At 65.5% G+C, this 15,952-nt stretch carries 15 protein-coding genes; 5 read left to right on the plus strand and 10 right to left on the minus strand.

The window, feature by feature from the left end; translation table 11 throughout:
- Nucleotides 1-3: 3 nt before the first annotated feature.
- The 7 genes from AC1RVW_RS04745 to AC1RVW_RS04775 all read right to left on the minus strand — a co-directional run bounded on the left by AC1RVW_RS04745 (nt 4) and on the right by AC1RVW_RS04775 (nt 7,157).
- The gene (locus AC1RVW_RS04745) at nt 4-1,167 is read right to left on the minus strand and encodes a Gfo/Idh/MocA family protein (protein ID WP_493198313.1); all 1,164 of its coding nucleotides are present in this window, start codon (nt 1,165-1,167) and stop codon (nt 4-6) included.
- Between the two features lie 48 nt (nt 1,168-1,215).
- Complete coding sequence (locus AC1RVW_RS04750; RefSeq protein ID WP_493198315.1) at nt 1,216-2,646, minus strand: enolase C-terminal domain-like protein; 1,431 nt, start codon at nt 2,644-2,646, stop codon at nt 1,216-1,218.
- A gap of 11 nt (nt 2,647-2,657) precedes the next feature.
- Complete coding sequence (locus AC1RVW_RS04755) at nt 2,658-3,437, minus strand: ABC transporter ATP-binding protein (protein ID WP_106934948.1); 780 nt, start codon at nt 3,435-3,437, stop codon at nt 2,658-2,660.
- Between the two features lie 57 nt (nt 3,438-3,494).
- Nucleotides 3,495-4,496: an ABC transporter substrate-binding protein gene (locus AC1RVW_RS04760; RefSeq protein ID WP_285412342.1), complete on the minus strand. Its 1,002-nt coding sequence runs from the start codon at nt 4,494-4,496 to the stop codon at nt 3,495-3,497.
- A 39-nt stretch (nt 4,497-4,535) separates the two neighbouring features.
- Nucleotides 4,536-5,309, minus strand: coding sequence for an ABC transporter permease (locus tag AC1RVW_RS04765; protein ID WP_106934946.1), 774 nt, complete (start codon nt 5,307-5,309; stop codon nt 4,536-4,538).
- Between the two features lie 22 nt (nt 5,310-5,331).
- Entirely contained in the window at nt 5,332-6,324 is a 993-nt protein-coding gene (locus AC1RVW_RS04770; RefSeq protein ID WP_493198317.1) for a tripartite tricarboxylate transporter substrate binding protein, read from the minus strand.
- Nucleotides 6,325-6,482: 158 nt separating this feature from the next.
- On the minus strand, nt 6,483-7,157 hold the full coding sequence (locus AC1RVW_RS04775; RefSeq protein WP_081266633.1) for a TetR/AcrR family transcriptional regulator: 675 nt from the start codon (nt 7,155-7,157) through the stop codon (nt 6,483-6,485).
- A gap of 93 nt (nt 7,158-7,250) precedes the next feature.
- On the opposite strand from AC1RVW_RS04775, the gene AC1RVW_RS04780 reads away from it, so the two are divergent.
- Complete coding sequence (locus tag AC1RVW_RS04780) at nt 7,251-8,984, plus strand: thiamine pyrophosphate-binding protein (RefSeq protein ID WP_493198319.1); 1,734 nt, start codon at nt 7,251-7,253, stop codon at nt 8,982-8,984.
- On the opposite strand, the gene AC1RVW_RS04785 is transcribed toward AC1RVW_RS04780, so the two are convergent.
- Nucleotides 8,941-9,243 carry a hypothetical protein gene (locus tag AC1RVW_RS04785; RefSeq protein ID WP_493198321.1) on the minus strand — a complete coding sequence of 101 codons (303 nt, stop codon included), beginning with the start codon at nt 9,241-9,243 and terminating at the stop codon, nt 8,941-8,943. The genes AC1RVW_RS04780 and AC1RVW_RS04785 overlap by 44 nt on opposite strands.
- A 103-nt stretch (nt 9,244-9,346) precedes the next feature.
- Here AC1RVW_RS04785 and AC1RVW_RS04790 point away from each other — a divergent pair, with 103 nt between their 5' ends.
- Complete coding sequence (locus AC1RVW_RS04790; protein ID WP_493198323.1) at nt 9,347-10,090, plus strand: helix-turn-helix domain-containing protein; 744 nt, start codon at nt 9,347-9,349, stop codon at nt 10,088-10,090.
- A gap of 88 nt (nt 10,091-10,178) precedes the next feature.
- On the opposite strand, the gene AC1RVW_RS04795 is transcribed toward AC1RVW_RS04790, so the two are convergent.
- Both AC1RVW_RS04795 and AC1RVW_RS04800 read right to left on the minus strand, forming a co-directional pair.
- Entirely contained in the window at nt 10,179-10,631 is a 453-nt protein-coding gene (locus AC1RVW_RS04795; protein ID WP_081266636.1) for an SWIB/MDM2 domain-containing protein, read from the minus strand.
- Between the two features lie 154 nt (nt 10,632-10,785).
- Nucleotides 10,786-11,709: a DMT family transporter gene (locus AC1RVW_RS04800; RefSeq protein WP_106934941.1), complete on the minus strand. Its 924-nt coding sequence runs from the start codon at nt 11,707-11,709 to the stop codon at nt 10,786-10,788.
- A gap of 41 nt (nt 11,710-11,750) precedes the next feature.
- Here AC1RVW_RS04800 and AC1RVW_RS04805 point away from each other — a divergent pair, with 41 nt between their 5' ends.
- The 3 genes from AC1RVW_RS04805 (at nt 11,751) to thrS (ending at nt 15,925) form a co-directional block, all read left to right on the plus strand.
- Nucleotides 11,751-12,143 carry a gamma-glutamylcyclotransferase family protein gene (locus tag AC1RVW_RS04805; RefSeq protein WP_493198325.1) on the plus strand — a complete coding sequence of 131 codons (393 nt, stop codon included), beginning with the start codon at nt 11,751-11,753 and terminating at the stop codon, nt 12,141-12,143.
- Between the two features lie 227 nt (nt 12,144-12,370).
- Nucleotides 12,371-13,702, plus strand: coding sequence for an isocitrate lyase (gene aceA, locus AC1RVW_RS04810; RefSeq protein WP_007832492.1), 1,332 nt, complete (start codon nt 12,371-12,373; stop codon nt 13,700-13,702).
- A 315-nt stretch (nt 13,703-14,017) separates the two neighbouring features.
- Nucleotides 14,018-15,925, plus strand: a complete 1,908-nt coding sequence (thrS, locus tag AC1RVW_RS04815) for a threonine--tRNA ligase (protein ID WP_106934939.1) — start codon at nt 14,018-14,020, stop codon at nt 15,923-15,925.
- The last annotated feature ends 27 nt before the right edge of the window (nt 15,926-15,952 follow it).

The raw sequence follows: 15,952 nt of genomic DNA on the forward strand, positions 1-15,952 counted from the left end.
GCCTCAGACCTTCAGCGCCGGCACGTCGACCCAGCGGCGGTCCTGCCACGATTCGAGCGCGGCCTCGACCAGCTGCACGCCCTTGGCGCCTTCGGGCAGCGTCCACTTGTAGGGCGCGTTCTCGACCACGTGGCGAATGAAGTGCTCCCACTGGATCTTGAAGCCGTTGTCGTAGACCTGCGAGTCCGGAATCTCCTGCCACTGGTCGAAGAAGTTCATGGTCTGCTTCTCGTCGGGGTTCCACACCGGGCGCGGCGTGGCCACGCGCGACTGGGCGCGGCAGCTCGACAGGCCGGCCACGGCGGAGCCGTCGGTGCCGTCGACGTGGAAGGTCACCAGGTCGTCGCGGCGCACGCGCGTGACCCAGCTCATGTTGATCTGCGCGATGACCGGCTCGCCGTTGTGGCCGGTGAGTTCGCAGGTGGCGTAGGCAGCGTCGTCGGCGGTGGCTTCATACGGCTTGCCGGCTTCGTCCCAGCGCTTGGGGATGTGCGTGGCGCCAATGCACGACACCGACTTCACCTCGCCGAACAGGTTGTCCAGCACATAGCGCCAGTGGCACATCATGTCCAGGATCATCCCGCCGCCGTCTTCCTTGCGGTAGTTCCAGCTCGGGCGCTGGATGGGCTGCAGGTCGCCTTCGAACACCCAGTAGCCGAACTCCAGGCGCACGCTGAGCATGCGGCCGAAGAAGCCGGCGCGGCGCAGCATGTCGAGCTTGCGCAGGCCGGGCAGGAAGAGCTTGTCCTGTACCGCGCCGTGCTTGAGGCCCGAGCCTTCGGCCAGGCGTGCGATTTCGACGGCCTCGTTCAGGTTGGTGGCAATCGGCTTCTCGCAGTACACGTGCTTGCCGGCGCGGATGGCCTTGGCAAGCAGGGTGGGGCGCATCTGCGTGGTGCCGGCGTCGAAGAAGATGGTGTCGTCCTTTTTCTCCAGGGCCTTGTCGAGGTCGGTGCCCCAGCGCGGGATGTTGTGCGCCCTGGCCAGCGCTTCCATCTTCTCGGCGTTGCGGCCGATGAGGATCGGGTCGGGCATCACCTTGTCGCCGTTCGACAGCGTGACGCCGCCTTGCGCGCGGATCGCGCAGATCGAGCGGATCAGATGCTGGTTCATGCCCATGCGGCCGGTGACGCCGTGCATGATGATTCCGAGACGTTGGGTGGCCATCGTTTTCTTCCTTGAGATGCGAGAGAGACAGGGATTGAAGAGGGTGCTTCAGTAGACGGAACGCATGGCGTCCCACGAGATGCCGGCGCCGGGTTTGCCGGTGGCAAAGCCGGGCGCGTTGGCGAGCGAGGACAGATCGAGCTGCCCTTCGCGGATGGCGAGGCGCACTGCGCCGTCGCTGGGTTCGTAGAGGCCGGGATGCAGCTTCAGCAGCGCCTGCTGCTCGGCCTGGGGCGAGGCCGCGAGGCCGTTGACGTAGTGGTGGCCGTTGCGTTCGACGTGCGAGAGCCCGAGCCAGGCGACCAGCGCCAGGTCCTGCTGCACGCCGATGCCGGCCTGCATGGTGAGGTCTTCGCCGGACAGGAAGTGGCGTGCCGTGTCGCCGGCCGCGTTCCACTGCGCGCAGCGCGCGGCATTGACGATCGACTTGTAGAAGCCCTTGCAGCTCTTGCTCGACACGCCGGTGTAGCCGAGCGCGCGGGCCTGCACGAAGGCGTCGAGCGTGCTGTCGGATTCGTCGATGAGAAGCGGAATGCGCTTGCCCAGTGCCGACACGTCGCGCTGCAATGCGGCGTCGCGGCGGATCGGCTGCTCGACGAACGCCGTCTTCCGCACCAGCGTGCGCAGCGAGGGCGTGGACAGCATGCGGTCGAGGAACGCGCCAAAGGCGTCCGCGTCGGCGTACTGCTCGTTGCCGTCGAGCGTCACGAGCTGGGCGTGCCCGTCGATGACGCGGGCGATGCGTTCGAGCCGCGCGATGTCCTGCGCGGTGTCGCCGCAGAGCTTGAGCTTGAAATGGGTGAGGGCGTAGCGGCGCACGGCGGCTGCGAGCGTGGCGGGCAGGCCGTCATCGGGCGCATCGGGCAGCGCGTCGCTGTCGTCGATGGCATCGGCCAGGCCCACGGTGTGGCGCGCGGCGATGCGGGTTCGCGGCGATTGCCTGGCCAGGAAGCCCGGCATGTCGAAGCCCGCGAGGTCGTCGGCCAGGCCGCTGCCCGCGATGTCGATGCCGGCGAGGTTGCCGCTCATCGCGGTGGCAAAGCTCAGGCCGCTGTGCAGGCACAGGGCGTCGAGCAGTGCGCGGTCGATCAGCGCCGGGCCGTAGCTGGCCACCAGCGGCTGCAGGCCCTTGGCCCTGGCGCGGCTTTGCAGCGCGGCGTAGTTGGAGGCGAAATGCGTCCACGCGGTCTGGGCGTCGGCCTCGGCGGTATAGGCCTCGCGCGAATCGCGCAGGGCGAAGCGCAGTTGCTCGAAGTTCTGTTCGTTGGTGAGCGCGGGATTCTTGTCGAACCACTTGGGCACCATCATCTCGGCCGCGCAGCCCTCGGCCGTGCGGCCGTCCGCGAAGCGGATGCGGGCCTTCACGTAGACCTGCGGGCAGGCCGTGACCGTGGCCGCGCCGAAACGGAACGGCAGCCGCAGCGCCACGTTGCGCTCGGCGAAGCGGATCTCCTCGACATGAAAACGGATCGCGTCCATGGCCGTCGCCTTCAGTGGTCCAGGATGCCCTGCGAGAAGAAATGCGCGCGCACCAGCTTCGTGTAGGCGCCGAACTCGGGCGAGGCCATCATGTCGAGCGTGCGGGCGCGCGGCAGGTCGATGTCGTACACCGCGGCAATGGAGCCGGGCCGCTCGCTCATCACGATCACGCGGTCCGACAGGAAGATGGCCTCGGGAATGCTGTGGGTGATGAGCATCACCGTCTTCTTCGACGCCATCCAGATGCGCTGCAGCTCCAGGTTCATCTTCTCGCGCGTCATGGCGTCCAGCGCGCCGAAGGGCTCGTCCATCAGCAGCACCGACGGGTCGTGCAGCAGGGCGCGGCAAATCGATGCGCGCTGCTGCATGCCGCCAGACAGCTGCCACGGGTACTTGCCCTCGAAGCCCTTCAGGCCGGCCATCTCCATCAGGTTGCGTGCACGGGCCTTCGCGGCGTCCATGGGCAGATGGCGCATCTCGGCCTGCAGCAGGATGTTGTCTTCCACGCTGCGCCAGGGCAGCAGCACCGCGCTCTGGAACACGATGCCCACGTCCTTCTGCGGGCCCTTGATGGGCTTGCCGGCCAGCGTGAGGCTGCCGCCGCTGATCGGCAGCAGGCCCGCCACCATCTTCAGCAAGGTGCTCTTGCCGCAGCCCGAGGGGCCGACGACCGAGACGAACTCGCCTTCCCCGATGGCGAAGTCGAGCGGCTTGAGCGACTCGACCGGGCCGTCCTTGCTTTGGTAGATCTTCGAGACGCCGCGCGCTTCGATCAGGTTGACTTGGGACATGGAATGCGTGAGAGGTGGCGGCAGCGAAAGGCGCGCGGGTTCAGGGGCAGGGGCGGGTCAGGGCAGGAAGTCGAGGGTGACGTAGTCTTCCGGTTTGCCGCGCGTGGAAGCGTCCATGCCGCCGTACTGCACCAGCAGGTCGAGCGAGTCGCTGACGTTCTTCATGGTCACGCGGAACGGGCGCTGGTTGGCGGTTTCCTTCGTGTGATAGAGGGCGATGCTCTGCTTCATGCCCACGATGAGCGTGTCGCGCACGCCGGCCTTGGCGTTGGCCTTGAGCATGGCGTCGACCGCCGCCTCGGGGCTCTTCTCGGCGGCTTCCGCGGCCTTGGTGGAGGCGCGCATGAAGCGCTTCACCAGGTCGGGGTTCTCGGTCAGCAGGTTCTTGTTGGTGATGATCCCGGAGCTGATCTGGTTCACGCCGGAGTCGGCGAAGCGGATCGGCGTCACGGGCTTGCCGGTGGCGTCCTGCAGCTTGATGGCCTGGTCCATCACATAGCCCAGCAACAGGTCCGCCTGGCCGTTGGTCACGGCATTGAGCTTGGTCTGTCCGTCGCCCGAGACGATCTTCACCTGGTCGGGCTTGATGTCGTTGACCTTCAGGAACAGCGGCCACATCTGCGACATCGAGTCGCCCGGTGTCACGGCCACGGTCTTGCCGATGATGTCCTTCGGCGTCTTGATGTTCTTCTCGGTGAAGCCCATGACCGACATCGGACTCACCTGGAACAGCACGCCGGTCGACTTCAGCGGCGCGCCCTTGGCGGCGGCCTTGATCATGGTGGTGACGTCGATGTAGCCGAAGGTGGCCGACTTGGCGGCCACCGCCTGCGCGGTGACGGCGGAGCCGCGGCCTTCCTGTATGTCGAGGTCGATGCCCTCTTCGGCGTAGAAGCCCTTTTCCTTGCCGAGGAAGAAGGGCGCGTGCTCGCTGTACAGGTACCAGTTGAGCATCAGCGTGACCTTGTCCTTGGGCTTGTCGCCCTGGGCATGGGCCGGCGCCATGGAAAAGGTGGCGAGCGCAGCCGCGGCGAGCAGCGAGGGAAGCAGTTTCTTCATGGTGTTGTCTCCGGGAGTTGTCGGTTTTTGCGAAGTAACTCAGTGCGTGTGGCGCTGCGAGGCATGCCACGGAATCATCACGCGCTCGACCAGGTCGACCGCGACGAAAAGAATGACGCCGATGCTCGACAGGACCACCAGCGCGGCAAACATCAGGGGCAGGTCGAAGTTGCCGTTGGCCACCTGCAGCACGTACCCGATGCCGGAGTTGGAGCCGACGAATTCACCGACCACCGCGCCCACCACGGCCAGCGTGACCGACACCTTCAGGCCGCTGAAGATCTGTGGCAGGGCCTGCGGCAGGCTGATCTTGAAGAAGGTCTGCAGGCGGCTCGCGCCCATCGAGCGAGAGAGATCGAGCATGTCGGGCTCCACCGACTTGAAGCCCATCACCGTGGACACCACCACCGGGAAGAAGCCCAGCAGGAAGGCGCTGATCACCTTGGGGAAGATGCCGAAGCCGAACCACACCACGAACAGCGGCGCGATGGCCACCTTGGGAATGCTCTGCGAGAACACCAGCAGCGGGTACACATACGACTCGACCACGCGCGAGTAGGCGATGACCATCGCGATCGGAATGCCGATCAGGATCGTCAGGCCGAAGCCGCCGAGCGTGGCGAGCGTGGTCTTCCAGCTTTCGGCGAGCAGGTGCGGCCATTCGGCGACGAGCTGCTTCACCACCTCCCACGGCGGCGGAATCAGGTAGGCGGGAATCTTGAAGAGGCGGATCGCCAGGTCCCACAGCACCAGCAGCATCAGGATCAGCAGGAAAGGGCGCAGGGCAGGGGAGAGCAGGAGCTTGCGGAGCATGGAGGTGCCGGGACTTTCTGGCTTACTGTTGGACCGACAGGCCGGCGGCCTTCACGAGATCGGCGTTGCTGGCGATCTCTTCCTTGATGTAGGCGTCGAACTGCGCGGGCTTGAGCGTCCACGGATCGGCGCCGAGCTTGGCGAAGCGCTCCTTCACCTCGGGCGTGGCCAGCGCCTTGGCCACTTCGGCGTGCAGCCGCTCGACGATGTCGCGCGGCGTCTTGGCGGGCGCCATCATTCCGATCCAGAAGTTGAACTCGGAGCCGGGCACGCCGGCCTCGGTGGTGGTGGGCACGTCGGGCAGCGCGGCGGCACGCTTGGGCGAACCGACGGCCAGCGCCAGCAGCTGGCCTTCCTTGATCTGGCCGATGACCGGCGCGATGGGCGAGAAGTAGTAGTCGACGCGGCCGGAGAGCACCTCGGTCACGGCTTCGCCCGATCCCTTGAACGGGATGTTGGTCGCGTCGATCTTCGCGGCCATCTTGAATTTTTCGGCGTTCAGGTGGGTGGCGCTGCCCTGTCCGGCCGAGGCGAAGTTCATGCTGCCCGGCTTGGCGCGCGCGGCGGCCAGCAGCTGCGGCAGGGTCTTGATGTTCTTCGACGGCGAGATCACCAGCGCGTTGGGCAACGACGAGATCGGCGTGATGCCGGCGAAGTCGTGCACCGTGTCGAAGGGCAGCTTGGCGAATGTCGATGGGCTGACCGTGTGCGACGACGAGTGGATCATCAGCGTGTAGCCGTCGGGCGCGGCCGTGGCCACCGCCTGCTGCCCGATGGTGCCGCTGGCGCCGCCGCGGTTGTCGATGACCAGCGGCTGGCCCATGCTCGCACCCATCTTGTCGGTGATGGCGCGCGCAATGATGTCGGTGGTGCTGCCGGCGGCGAAGGGCACGATCACGCGGATCGGCTTGGACGGATAGCCGTTCTGTGCCGAGGCGATGCCCGGCAGCAGGGCAGCGATGCAGGTCAGCGAGGCAACGACAGTGGTGCGTGCAGTGCTTGCAAAGAACTTCATGGATGTCTCCGCGCGGTCGGGCCGCTTCTTGTATCGATCAATTCACCATTGAGTGAATTATGGATTTTAGAAATGGCTGCGCCGCAGCGTCAACGGCCGCTGCCTAGTGAATACCCGGAGAGTCGGAGGGCGCGCCGCGGATGGGCGCGCCCGGTGCGTCAGTGCAGGACGTAGCCCAGCACGAGGTCTGTCATGTGCGAGAGGCGTTGCGCCATCGCCTTGGGGGCCCGCAGGTCACGGCCGAAGATGGCCGACAGCGTGTGGTTGTTCGACAGGTAGAAGTAGCACAGCGACGCGATGGAGATGTAGAGCTGCACCGGGTCCACGCCGGCGCGGAACAGGTTGTCGCGGCGGCCGCGTTCGAGCACGGTGTCGAGCAGCTGCACCAGCGGCGAGTTCATTTCCTGGATGCGCTCGGAGCGCTTCAGGTGCGACGCGCAATGCAGGTTCTCGCTGTTGAGCAGCGTGATGAACTCCGGGTGCTCCAGGTAGTAGTGCCAGGTGAACGACACCAGCTGGCGGATGGCCTCCACGGGGTCGATCTCGTCGAGGTGCAGGCGCTGCTCGGCCTCGCGGATATCGGCGTACACGCGCTCCAGCACCGCAAGGAACAGGTCGTCCTTGCTGCCGAAGTAGTAGTAGATGAGGCGCTTGTTGAGCCCGGCGCGCTCGGCGATGCTGTCCATGCGCGCGCCGGCGAGCCCGCGCGCGGAGAACTCGTCGCGCGCCGACGCGAGGATGGCGAGCTGCGAGCGATCGGCGTCGCGCGAGCGTGGCTCGAGCGTTTCGGTCGCTTCATGGGCGTCGGGCGTGGAGTCCTTGGGGGCCTTCATGTCGCGAATTTAACCAATTGGGGAATTAACGCAAGGCGTCTGCAGGGGGCGCACATAATTGCCGGAGACATTCGTAGCGAGGTTCTTCTTCACATGAGTACATCACAACCCGCAGGCCACCTGATCGTGGAGTGCCTGGTCGAGCAAGGGATGAATATCGCGTTCGGCGTGCCGGGCGAAAGCTTCCTGGCGGTGCTGGACGGTTTTCATGCCTACCGCGACCGCGCGCGCTTCATCGTCAACCGGCAGGAGGGCGGCGCGGCCTTCATGGCCGAGGCGCACGGCAAGCTCACGGGGCGCCCGGGCGTGTGCTTCGTGACCCGAGGCCCGGGCGCGACCAATGCGTCGATCGGCGTGCACAACGCCTTCCAGGACTCGACGCCGATGGTGCTGTTCGTGGGCGACGTCGGCAGCGACTTCCGCGACCGCGAGGCCTTTCAGGAGGTCGACTACGGCAGCTTCTTCGGGCCGAGCACCAAGGGCTTCGCCAAGCGGGTGGAGCGCATCGACGACGCCGACCGCATTCCGGAGTACGTGGCGCGCGCCTTCGCCACCGCAATGAACGGGCGGCCGGGCCCGGTGGTGCTGGTGCTGCCGGAAGACATGCTGCGCAGCGAGACCAGCGCGCGGCCGCTGGCGCGCGTGGAGGCGGTCGAGCCGTGGAGCGACCCTGGCGCCCTGCGCACGTTGCGCGAGCTGCTGCTGAAGTCGCAGCGTCCGCTGGTCATCGCGGGGGGCGGCGGCTGGACGACGCAGGCCGCGCAGGCGCTGCAGCGCTTTGCCGAGAACTGGCGGCTGCCGGTGGCGAATGCCTTCCGCTTTCAGGACACCTTCGACAACCACCATCCGCTGTACGCGGGCGACGTCGGCATCGCGATCAACCCGAAGCTTGCGCAGCGCGTGAAAGATGCCGACCTGATCCTGGCCATCGGCCCTCGCCTGGGCGAGATGACGACCGGCGGCTACACGCTGCTCGAGGCGCCCAAGGCGAAGCAGACGCTGGTGCACATCCACGCAAGCGCGGAAGAACTCAACCGCGTCTACCAGGCCGACCTGGCCATCAACGCCGGCATGAGCGCCGCCGCGCGCAGCCTCGAGGTGCTGAGCGCGCCGCCGACGCTGCCCTGGGAAGAATGGGCCCTGCAGGCCCACGCGGACTACGAGGCCAACCTCGAGCCCCAGGCGCTGGCCGGCATGCCCGCCGAAACGCCGCGCGGGCCGGTCGACATGGCGGCGGTCGTCGCGCTGCTGCAGAAGCACCTGCCGGCGGACGCCGCCATCACCAACGGCGCGGGCAACTTCGCGAGCTGGGTGCACCGCTACTTTCGCTATCACGGGCTCGCCAAGGGCGCCAAGACGCAGCTGGCGCCCACCAGCGGTGCGATGGGCTACGGGGTGCCGGCCGGCATTGCGGCCAACCTGGCGACGGGGCGGGTGGCCTTCACCATTGCAGGCGATGGCGATTTCCTGATGACGGGGCAGGAACTGGCGACGGCTTCGCAGCACGGCGGCAAGAGCATCATCGTGCTGCTGAACAACGGCATGTTCGGCACCATCCGCATGCACCAGGAGCGCGAATACCCTGACCGCACGAGCGGCACGGCGCTGCGCAACCCCGACTTCTGCGGCCTCGCGCGCGCCTACGGCTATGCGGCCGAGCGCGTGACGCAGACGTCGCAGTTCGAGGCCGCGCTGCTGCGCGCGCTGGCGGCCGACACGGGCACGCTGATCGAGATTCCGCTGGACCCCGAGGTGATCACCACGCGCGGCACGCTGGCGTCGATCACGCGCGCGGCAAAGCAGCAGCAACAACAGGCGCGGGGCTGAGCGCCGCGCGATGACGTGCCACCTCGGCGCGCAAGGCGGGCGACCGCAGTTCGAACACGTCGAACAGGCCCAGTGCGTCGAGCGTGGGAATCAGGGAAGCCAGGTCTTGCTCGGCGGCTTGCCTGTCGGCGGCCGGCGTGCTTGCGTCTTCGAGGATGCGCACGTTGGCGAGGAAGGCGGCCACCGATCCCTTGCGCAGGGGCTGGCCGTCGATGACGGCGAAGTCCTGGCCGTCGGGCAATACGTCTTGGGCTCTCATCTTTGTTCCTTTGAAGGGGCAGTGAAGATGAGACCGATGCTAGGCAGCAGCAGGTCTTCGGGCTTGCGGCGCGGGGCCAATCGATACCGCCGGCGGGCCACCCATGGCTGTTGATGGCCCTGTGAAGCTCTGGATCAGCGCCTACGAGGCGCCGCGCGTCACGGGCTACCACGCCCATGAGGACGGCCAGCTGTTCGCCTTGCGCGAGGGTTTGCAGGTCATCGAGACGCCGTCGGGCCGCTGGGTGCAACCGCCGGGGTGGATCGGATGGATCGCGCCGCGGTGCGCTCACGCGGCGCAGAGCTTCGGTCCTACGGCGGGCTGGAGCCTGCACGTCGATGCTCGGTTGGCCGGACTCCTGCCCGATGGGCCGCATGTGTTTGCCGCAACGCCTCTGGTGCAGGGGCTGGTCGACCGGCTGACCTCGCTCGATGCTTCTGCCGGTTCGCTCGATGCGCGCCGCGCGCGCTTGGTCGGCGTGCTGGTCGATGAACTCGCGGTGGGCGAACGTCCTTCATTGCACCTGCCGATGCCGCAGGACAAGCGCCTTGCCACGATGGCCGCCGCGCTGGCCGACGACCCGTCGCTGCCCGACACGATCGACGATTGGGCCGATCGCATCGGCATGGCCCGCCGCACGCTCACGCGCCGCTTCGCTGCCGAGACCGGGCTGAGCTTCGCGCAGTGGCGCCAGCAGGCGAGGTTGCTCAAGGCGGTGGAGCTTCTGAGCCTGAAGGAGCCGGTGACGGCGGTGGCGCTGACGGTGGGCTACACCTCGGTCAGCGCCTTCATAGAGGCCTTCCGCAAGCACTTCGGGCGAACGCCGTCGCGCTTCTTCGAGGCGTGAAAGGCACCTGAAAGGCCCCGCACGCAGGCGAAAAAAAAGCCGGCTGGAAGCCGGCTTCTTGATTCAGGAGCGCGAGGCCCCTGGGCGCTTACTTGACGTGCTTGCCGATCAGCGCGGCCAGTTCGAACATCGACACTTGGGCCTTGCCGAAGATTTCCTTCAGCTTGGCGTCGGCGTTGATGTTGCGCTTGTTGGCCTTGTCTTGCAGGTTGTTCTTCTTGATGTAGTCCCACAGCTTGCTCACGACAGCGGTACGCGGCAGCGGCGTGGACCCGACCACGGCAGCCAGTGCGGGGCTGGGGGTCAGTGCCTTCATGAACGCTGCGTTGGGCGTGCGCTTCTTGGCGGGAGCAGCCTTCTTTGCGGGAGCGGCCTTCTTTGCAGGAGCAGCCTTCTTCGCCGGTGCGGCCTTCTTGGCGGGAGCAGCGGCCTTCTTTGCCGGTGCAGCAGCCTTCTTGGCCGGAGCGGCGGCCTTCTTCGCAGGAGCCGCAGCCTTCTTTGCCGGAGCTTTCTTGGCCGGAGCCTTCTTTGCAGTTGCCATGGTTGATTTCCTTTTTTGGTTGAACACTCACCAATGAAAAACTTGCGTCTCCAGTGGCAATGCGGATGCTAAATGAGAAGAAACGCGTTTCCAAGGGAAAAAGCGCTTTTTTCATTGGGAGTTGTTGTTTTTTCAGAGGGGAGAAGCCCCGTTTTCACCGCCGGCGCCCGGGCCACGTCGCCAGCACCACGCCCACGAGTGCGATCACGAACGCGAGCAGCTGTGTCGAAGAGAGGCTCTCGCCCAGCACGAGCACGCCCACGAGGGCCGCGCTGACCGGCAGCAGCACGGCGAAAACACCCGCTTGTGCGGCTGGTACGTTGCGAAGTCCGGTCATCCAGAGCCACACCGTCCAGATGCTCGCCGCGAGCGCATAGGCCACGAGCAGTGCCCATGTACCGAAGCGCACGGCGGTGAAGTCGAACTGCAGCGCGAACCAGATGCCGAAGGGCATCGACAGCGCGAAGCCCCAGAGGTTGATGAGCGACGCGATGCGCTTGGGGCCGAGGCGTCCGGTGAGCGACTTGCCGATCACCGCATAGGCCGTCTCGCAGAGCACCGCGCAGAACACCAGCAGGTTGCCCAGCCAGGGCATCGACGCCGGTGAGGCGGAGGGCGTGGCCGATGCATGCGCGGGCGAGAGCGCCAGCAGGCCGATGCCGAGCGCGGCGCATGCGATGGCCAGGCCGATGCGCACCGTGATGCGCTCGCGCAGGAAGAGCCAGCTCGCGACGGCCACGCAGGCGGGGATCGACGCCATGATCACGCCGGCCGACACAGCGCTCGTCAGGCTCACGCCGAACAGCATGCAGATCGAGAACAGGAAGTTGCCGAGGAACGATTCGAGGAACACGAGCCAGCGCGTGTGCGCCGTCATGGGTGGCTCGTCGGGCGTGCGCTTGAGCCAATGCGGCATGGCCAGGGCGGCGATGCCGAAGCGCAGCCATGCGAGCAACAGCACCGGGAAGGCGGCAACGAGGGGCTTGGAGAGGGCAACGTAGCCGCCGACGAGCGACATGCTCAAGGCCAGGCAGCCGTAGGCCACGAGGCGGCCTGGTGTGGGGGCGGCGGAGTTCAATAGACTGAAGTTTTAGTAGTTGCTGGGAAGGCGGTTTTTCGATGATGCCCCACGTTTTTGTTTACGGCACGCTGCGCCGCGGCGGACGCAACGACATCGCGCGCTACCGGCCCGCGCCTGTGCTGGTGGGCGAGGCGGCGATCGGCGGCACGCTGTACGACCTGGGGACTTATCCGGGCGTGGTGCTGGTCGGGGCGCGGTGCGTGAAGGGCGAGGTGTATGCGATCGACCCCTCGGTGGAGGCGGCGCTCGATCTGCTCGAGGAGGTGGCCGACGACGACACGGGCGAGTACATCAGGCGGCGGGTGCGCGTGGAGGTGGGCGGGCGGTGGATCGATTGCCTGGTGTACGAGATCCATCCGTCGCGCATCGTGGGCCAGCGCGTGATCGAAAGCGGGGATTGGATCGCGCACGCGGTGCGCATCGGTGCTTGATTTTCACTAGCGAAAGATTGATTGCGCATTGCGAAATCTTCCACTGCTGCGCCGCAATATTTTTTCTCAATACGAGAAAAATAATTTTGCATTGAGAAATATCTCTGTAAGTTGTTGATTTTGATGGGTGAAAAATATGTCTTCTATAAGACATAAGAGTCCGCAGCCGGATTAAAGTAACTCCACGGCCGCAGCGCCCAACCCTCAATCAACCTCACGGAGTGACCATGCCCCAGACCCTCACAGAACAACTCAGCCGCGAACAGCAAATCGCCGCCCTCGAAAAAGAGTGGGCCACCGACCCCCGCTGGAAGGGCGTCAAGCGCGGCTACAGCGCGGCCGACGTGGTGCGTCTGCGCGGCTCGTTCCCCATCGAGCACACGCTGGCCAAGCGCGGCGCGGAGAAGCTCTGGGACAAGATCAACGGCGGCGCCAAGAAGGGCTACGTGAACGCGTTCGGCGCCATCTCGGCGGGCCAGGCAATGCAGCAGGCCAAGGCCGGCCTGGAAGCCGTGTACCTCTCGGGCTGGCAAGTGGCTGCCGACGGCAACACGTCGGAAACGATGTATCCCGACCAGTCGCTCTATGCCTACGACTCGGTGCCGACGATGGTCCGTCGCATCAACAACACCTTCCGCCGTGCCGATGAAATCCAGTGGGGCCGCGGCATCAACCCGGGCGACAAGGAATTCATCGATTACTTCCTGCCGATCGTGGCTGACGCGGAAGCCGGCTTCGGCGGCGTGCTGAACGCCTTCGAGCTGATGAAGAACATGATCGCCTCCGGCGCTGCCGGCGTTCACTTTGAAGACCAGCTGGCCGCAGTGAAGAAGTGCGGCCACATGGGCGGCAAGGTGCTCGTGCCGACGCAGGAAGCCTGCGAGAAGCTGATCTCGGCCCGCTTCGCCGCCGACGTGATGGGCGTGCCCACCATCGTGCTGGCCCGTACCGACGCCGAAGCCGCGAACCTGATCACCTCCGACCACGACGCCAACGACAAGCCCTTCCTGACGGGCGAGCGCACGCAGGAAGGCTTCTACCGCGTCAAGAACGGCCTGGAGCAAGCCATCAGCCGCGGCGTGGCTTATGCGCCCTATGCCGACCTGGTGTGGTGCGAAACCGGCGTGCCCGACATCGGCTTCGCCCGTGAGTTCGCGCAGGCCGTGCACGCTGCCTGCCCGGGCAAGCTGCTGTCGTATAACTGCTCGCCTTCGTTCAACTGGAAGAAGAACCTCGACGACAAGCAGATCGCGTCGTTCCAGGAAGATCTGTCGGAGCTGGGCTACAAGTACCAGTTCATCACGCTGGCCGGCATCCACGTCAACTGGTTCAACACCTTCCAGTTCGCCCACGCATATGCTCGCGGCGAAGGCATGAAGCACTACGTCAACATGGTGCAGGAGCCCGAATTCGCGGCGCGCGACAAGGGCTACACCTTCGTGTCGCACCAGCAGGAAGTGGGCGCGGGCTACTTCGACGACGTGACCACCGTCATCCAGGGCGGTTCGTCCAGCGTGAAGGCGCTGTCGGGCTCGACCGAAGAAGAACAGTTCCACTGATCCGCGGGTCTATTTCGCTGTCACTTTGAGCCCGGCCGCGCGCCGGGCTTTTTTGCGCCCGGGATCAGGCCTCGAGGATGCAGCGGCCGCATCCCGAGCGGGCAGCGGCTAGAATCGCGGACTCTGCACTCAACAAGAGCGAGAAAGGCACCTTGGTTATGACACCGCGAACTACTCCGGAAGGATTCAGCGGCTTTTTCTTCACTGAAGGAAAAGGCCGGTAGCCCCGCGCACGCTGGTTTCTGCCAGCGCTACAAACCAAGCAAAGCGCGGTCTTCCACCGCGCTTTTTTGTTTTTCTCCCCGAGGTTTTCACATGATCCAGATCACGCTCCCCGACAACTCGCGCCGCGAGTTTCCCGGCCCGGTTTCGGTGGCCCAGGTTGCCCAGTCCATCGGCCCCGGCCTCGCCAAGATGACGGTGGCCGGCAAGGTCGACGGCAAGCTCGTCGATGCCAGCGACGTCATCGACCATGACGCCAAGCTGCAGATCATCACGCCCAAGGACGACGAGGGCCTGGAGATCATCCGCCACTCGACGGCCCACCTGGTCGGCCACGCGGTGAAGCAGCTCTACCCGACGGCCAAGATGGTGATCGGCCCCGTGATCGACGAAGGCTTCTACTACGACATCTCGTTCGACCGCCCCTTCACGCCCGAAGACATGGCCGCCATCGAGGCGCGCATGCGCGAGCTGATCGCGCAGGACTACGACGTGATCAAGAAGATGACGCCGCGCGCGGAAGTCATCGAAGTCTTCAAGTCGCGTGGCGAAGACTACAAGCTGCGCCTCGTCGAGGACATGCCCGACGAGCAGGCCATGGGCCTGTACTACCACCAGGAATACGTCGACATGTGCCGCGGCCCGCACGTGCCGAACACGCGCTTCCTGAAGGTCTTCAAGCTCACGAAGCTGGCAGGCGCCTACTGGCGCGGCGACGCCAAGAACGAGCAGCTGCAGCGCATCTACGGCACGGCCTGGGCTGACAAGAAGCAGCTGGACCAGTACATCCAGCGCATCGAGGAAGCCGAGAAGCGCGACCATCGCCGCCTGGGCAAGGAGCTCGACCTGTTCCACATCGACGAAGTGGCACCGGGCGTGGTGTTCTGGCACCCGAAGGGCTGGGCGATCTGGCAGCAGGTGGAGCAGTACATGCGCGGCATCTACCGCGACACGGGCTACTGGGAAGTGAAGGGCCCGCAGATCCTCGACAAGAGCCTGTGGGAGAAAACGGGCCACTGGCAGAACTACCGCGACAACATGTTCACGACGGAGTCGGAGAAGCGCGAGTACGCGTTGAAGCCGATGAACTGCCCGGGCCATGTGCTGATCTTCAAGAGCGATCTGCGCAGCTACCGCGACCTGCCGCTGCGCTACGGCGAATTCGGCCAGTGCCACCGCAACGAGCCCAGCGGCGCGTTGCACGGCATCATGCGCGTGCGCGGCTTCACGCAGGACGACGGGCACATCTTCTGCACGGAAGACCAGATCCTCGACGAGTGCATCGCGTACACGGCGCAGCTGCAGAAGGTCTATGCCGACTTCGGCTTCACGGACATTCTCTACAAGGTCGCCACGCGGCCGGAGAACCGCGTGGGCTCCGACGAACTCTGGGACAAGGCCGAGCATGCGGTGATGGAGTCGCTGCGCCGCTCCGGCGTCGACTTCGTCATCGCGCCCGGCGACGGTGCCTTCTACGGCCCGAAGATCGAATACACGCTGCGCGACGCCATCGGCCGCCAGTGGCAGTGCGGCACGATGCAGGTCGACTTCAATACGGCCGAGCGCCTGGGCGGCGAATACGTGACGGAATCGAGCGGTCGCGCGCACCCTGTGATGCTGCACCGCGCGATTGTCGGCAGCCTCGAGCGCTTCATCGGCATGCTGATCGAACACCACTCTGGCGCAATGCCCGCATGGCTCGCTCCGGTGCAGGTTGCAGTGCTCAATATCAGCGAAGGACAGGCCGATTACGCTGCGCAAGTTGCGAAAACGCTGCAAAATCAAGGGCTTAGGGTCCAGCTGGATCTGCACAACGAAAAGATTACGTATAAAATACGGAAGCATTCGTTGCAAAAGCTCCCTTACATCGTTGTCGTGGGTGACAAGGAAAAGGAAGCAGGTGCCGTCGCAGTGCGCGCCCGGGGAAATCAAGACCTCGGTGCAATGTCCCTCGAATCGTTTGCACAACGGCTCGTCCAGGATGTTGCTGACAAGCGTTGATTTGTCTCTGAAACACCCTATATGTTT

This window comes from Variovorax sp. MPBD4-3 (genome assembly GCF_058809745.1).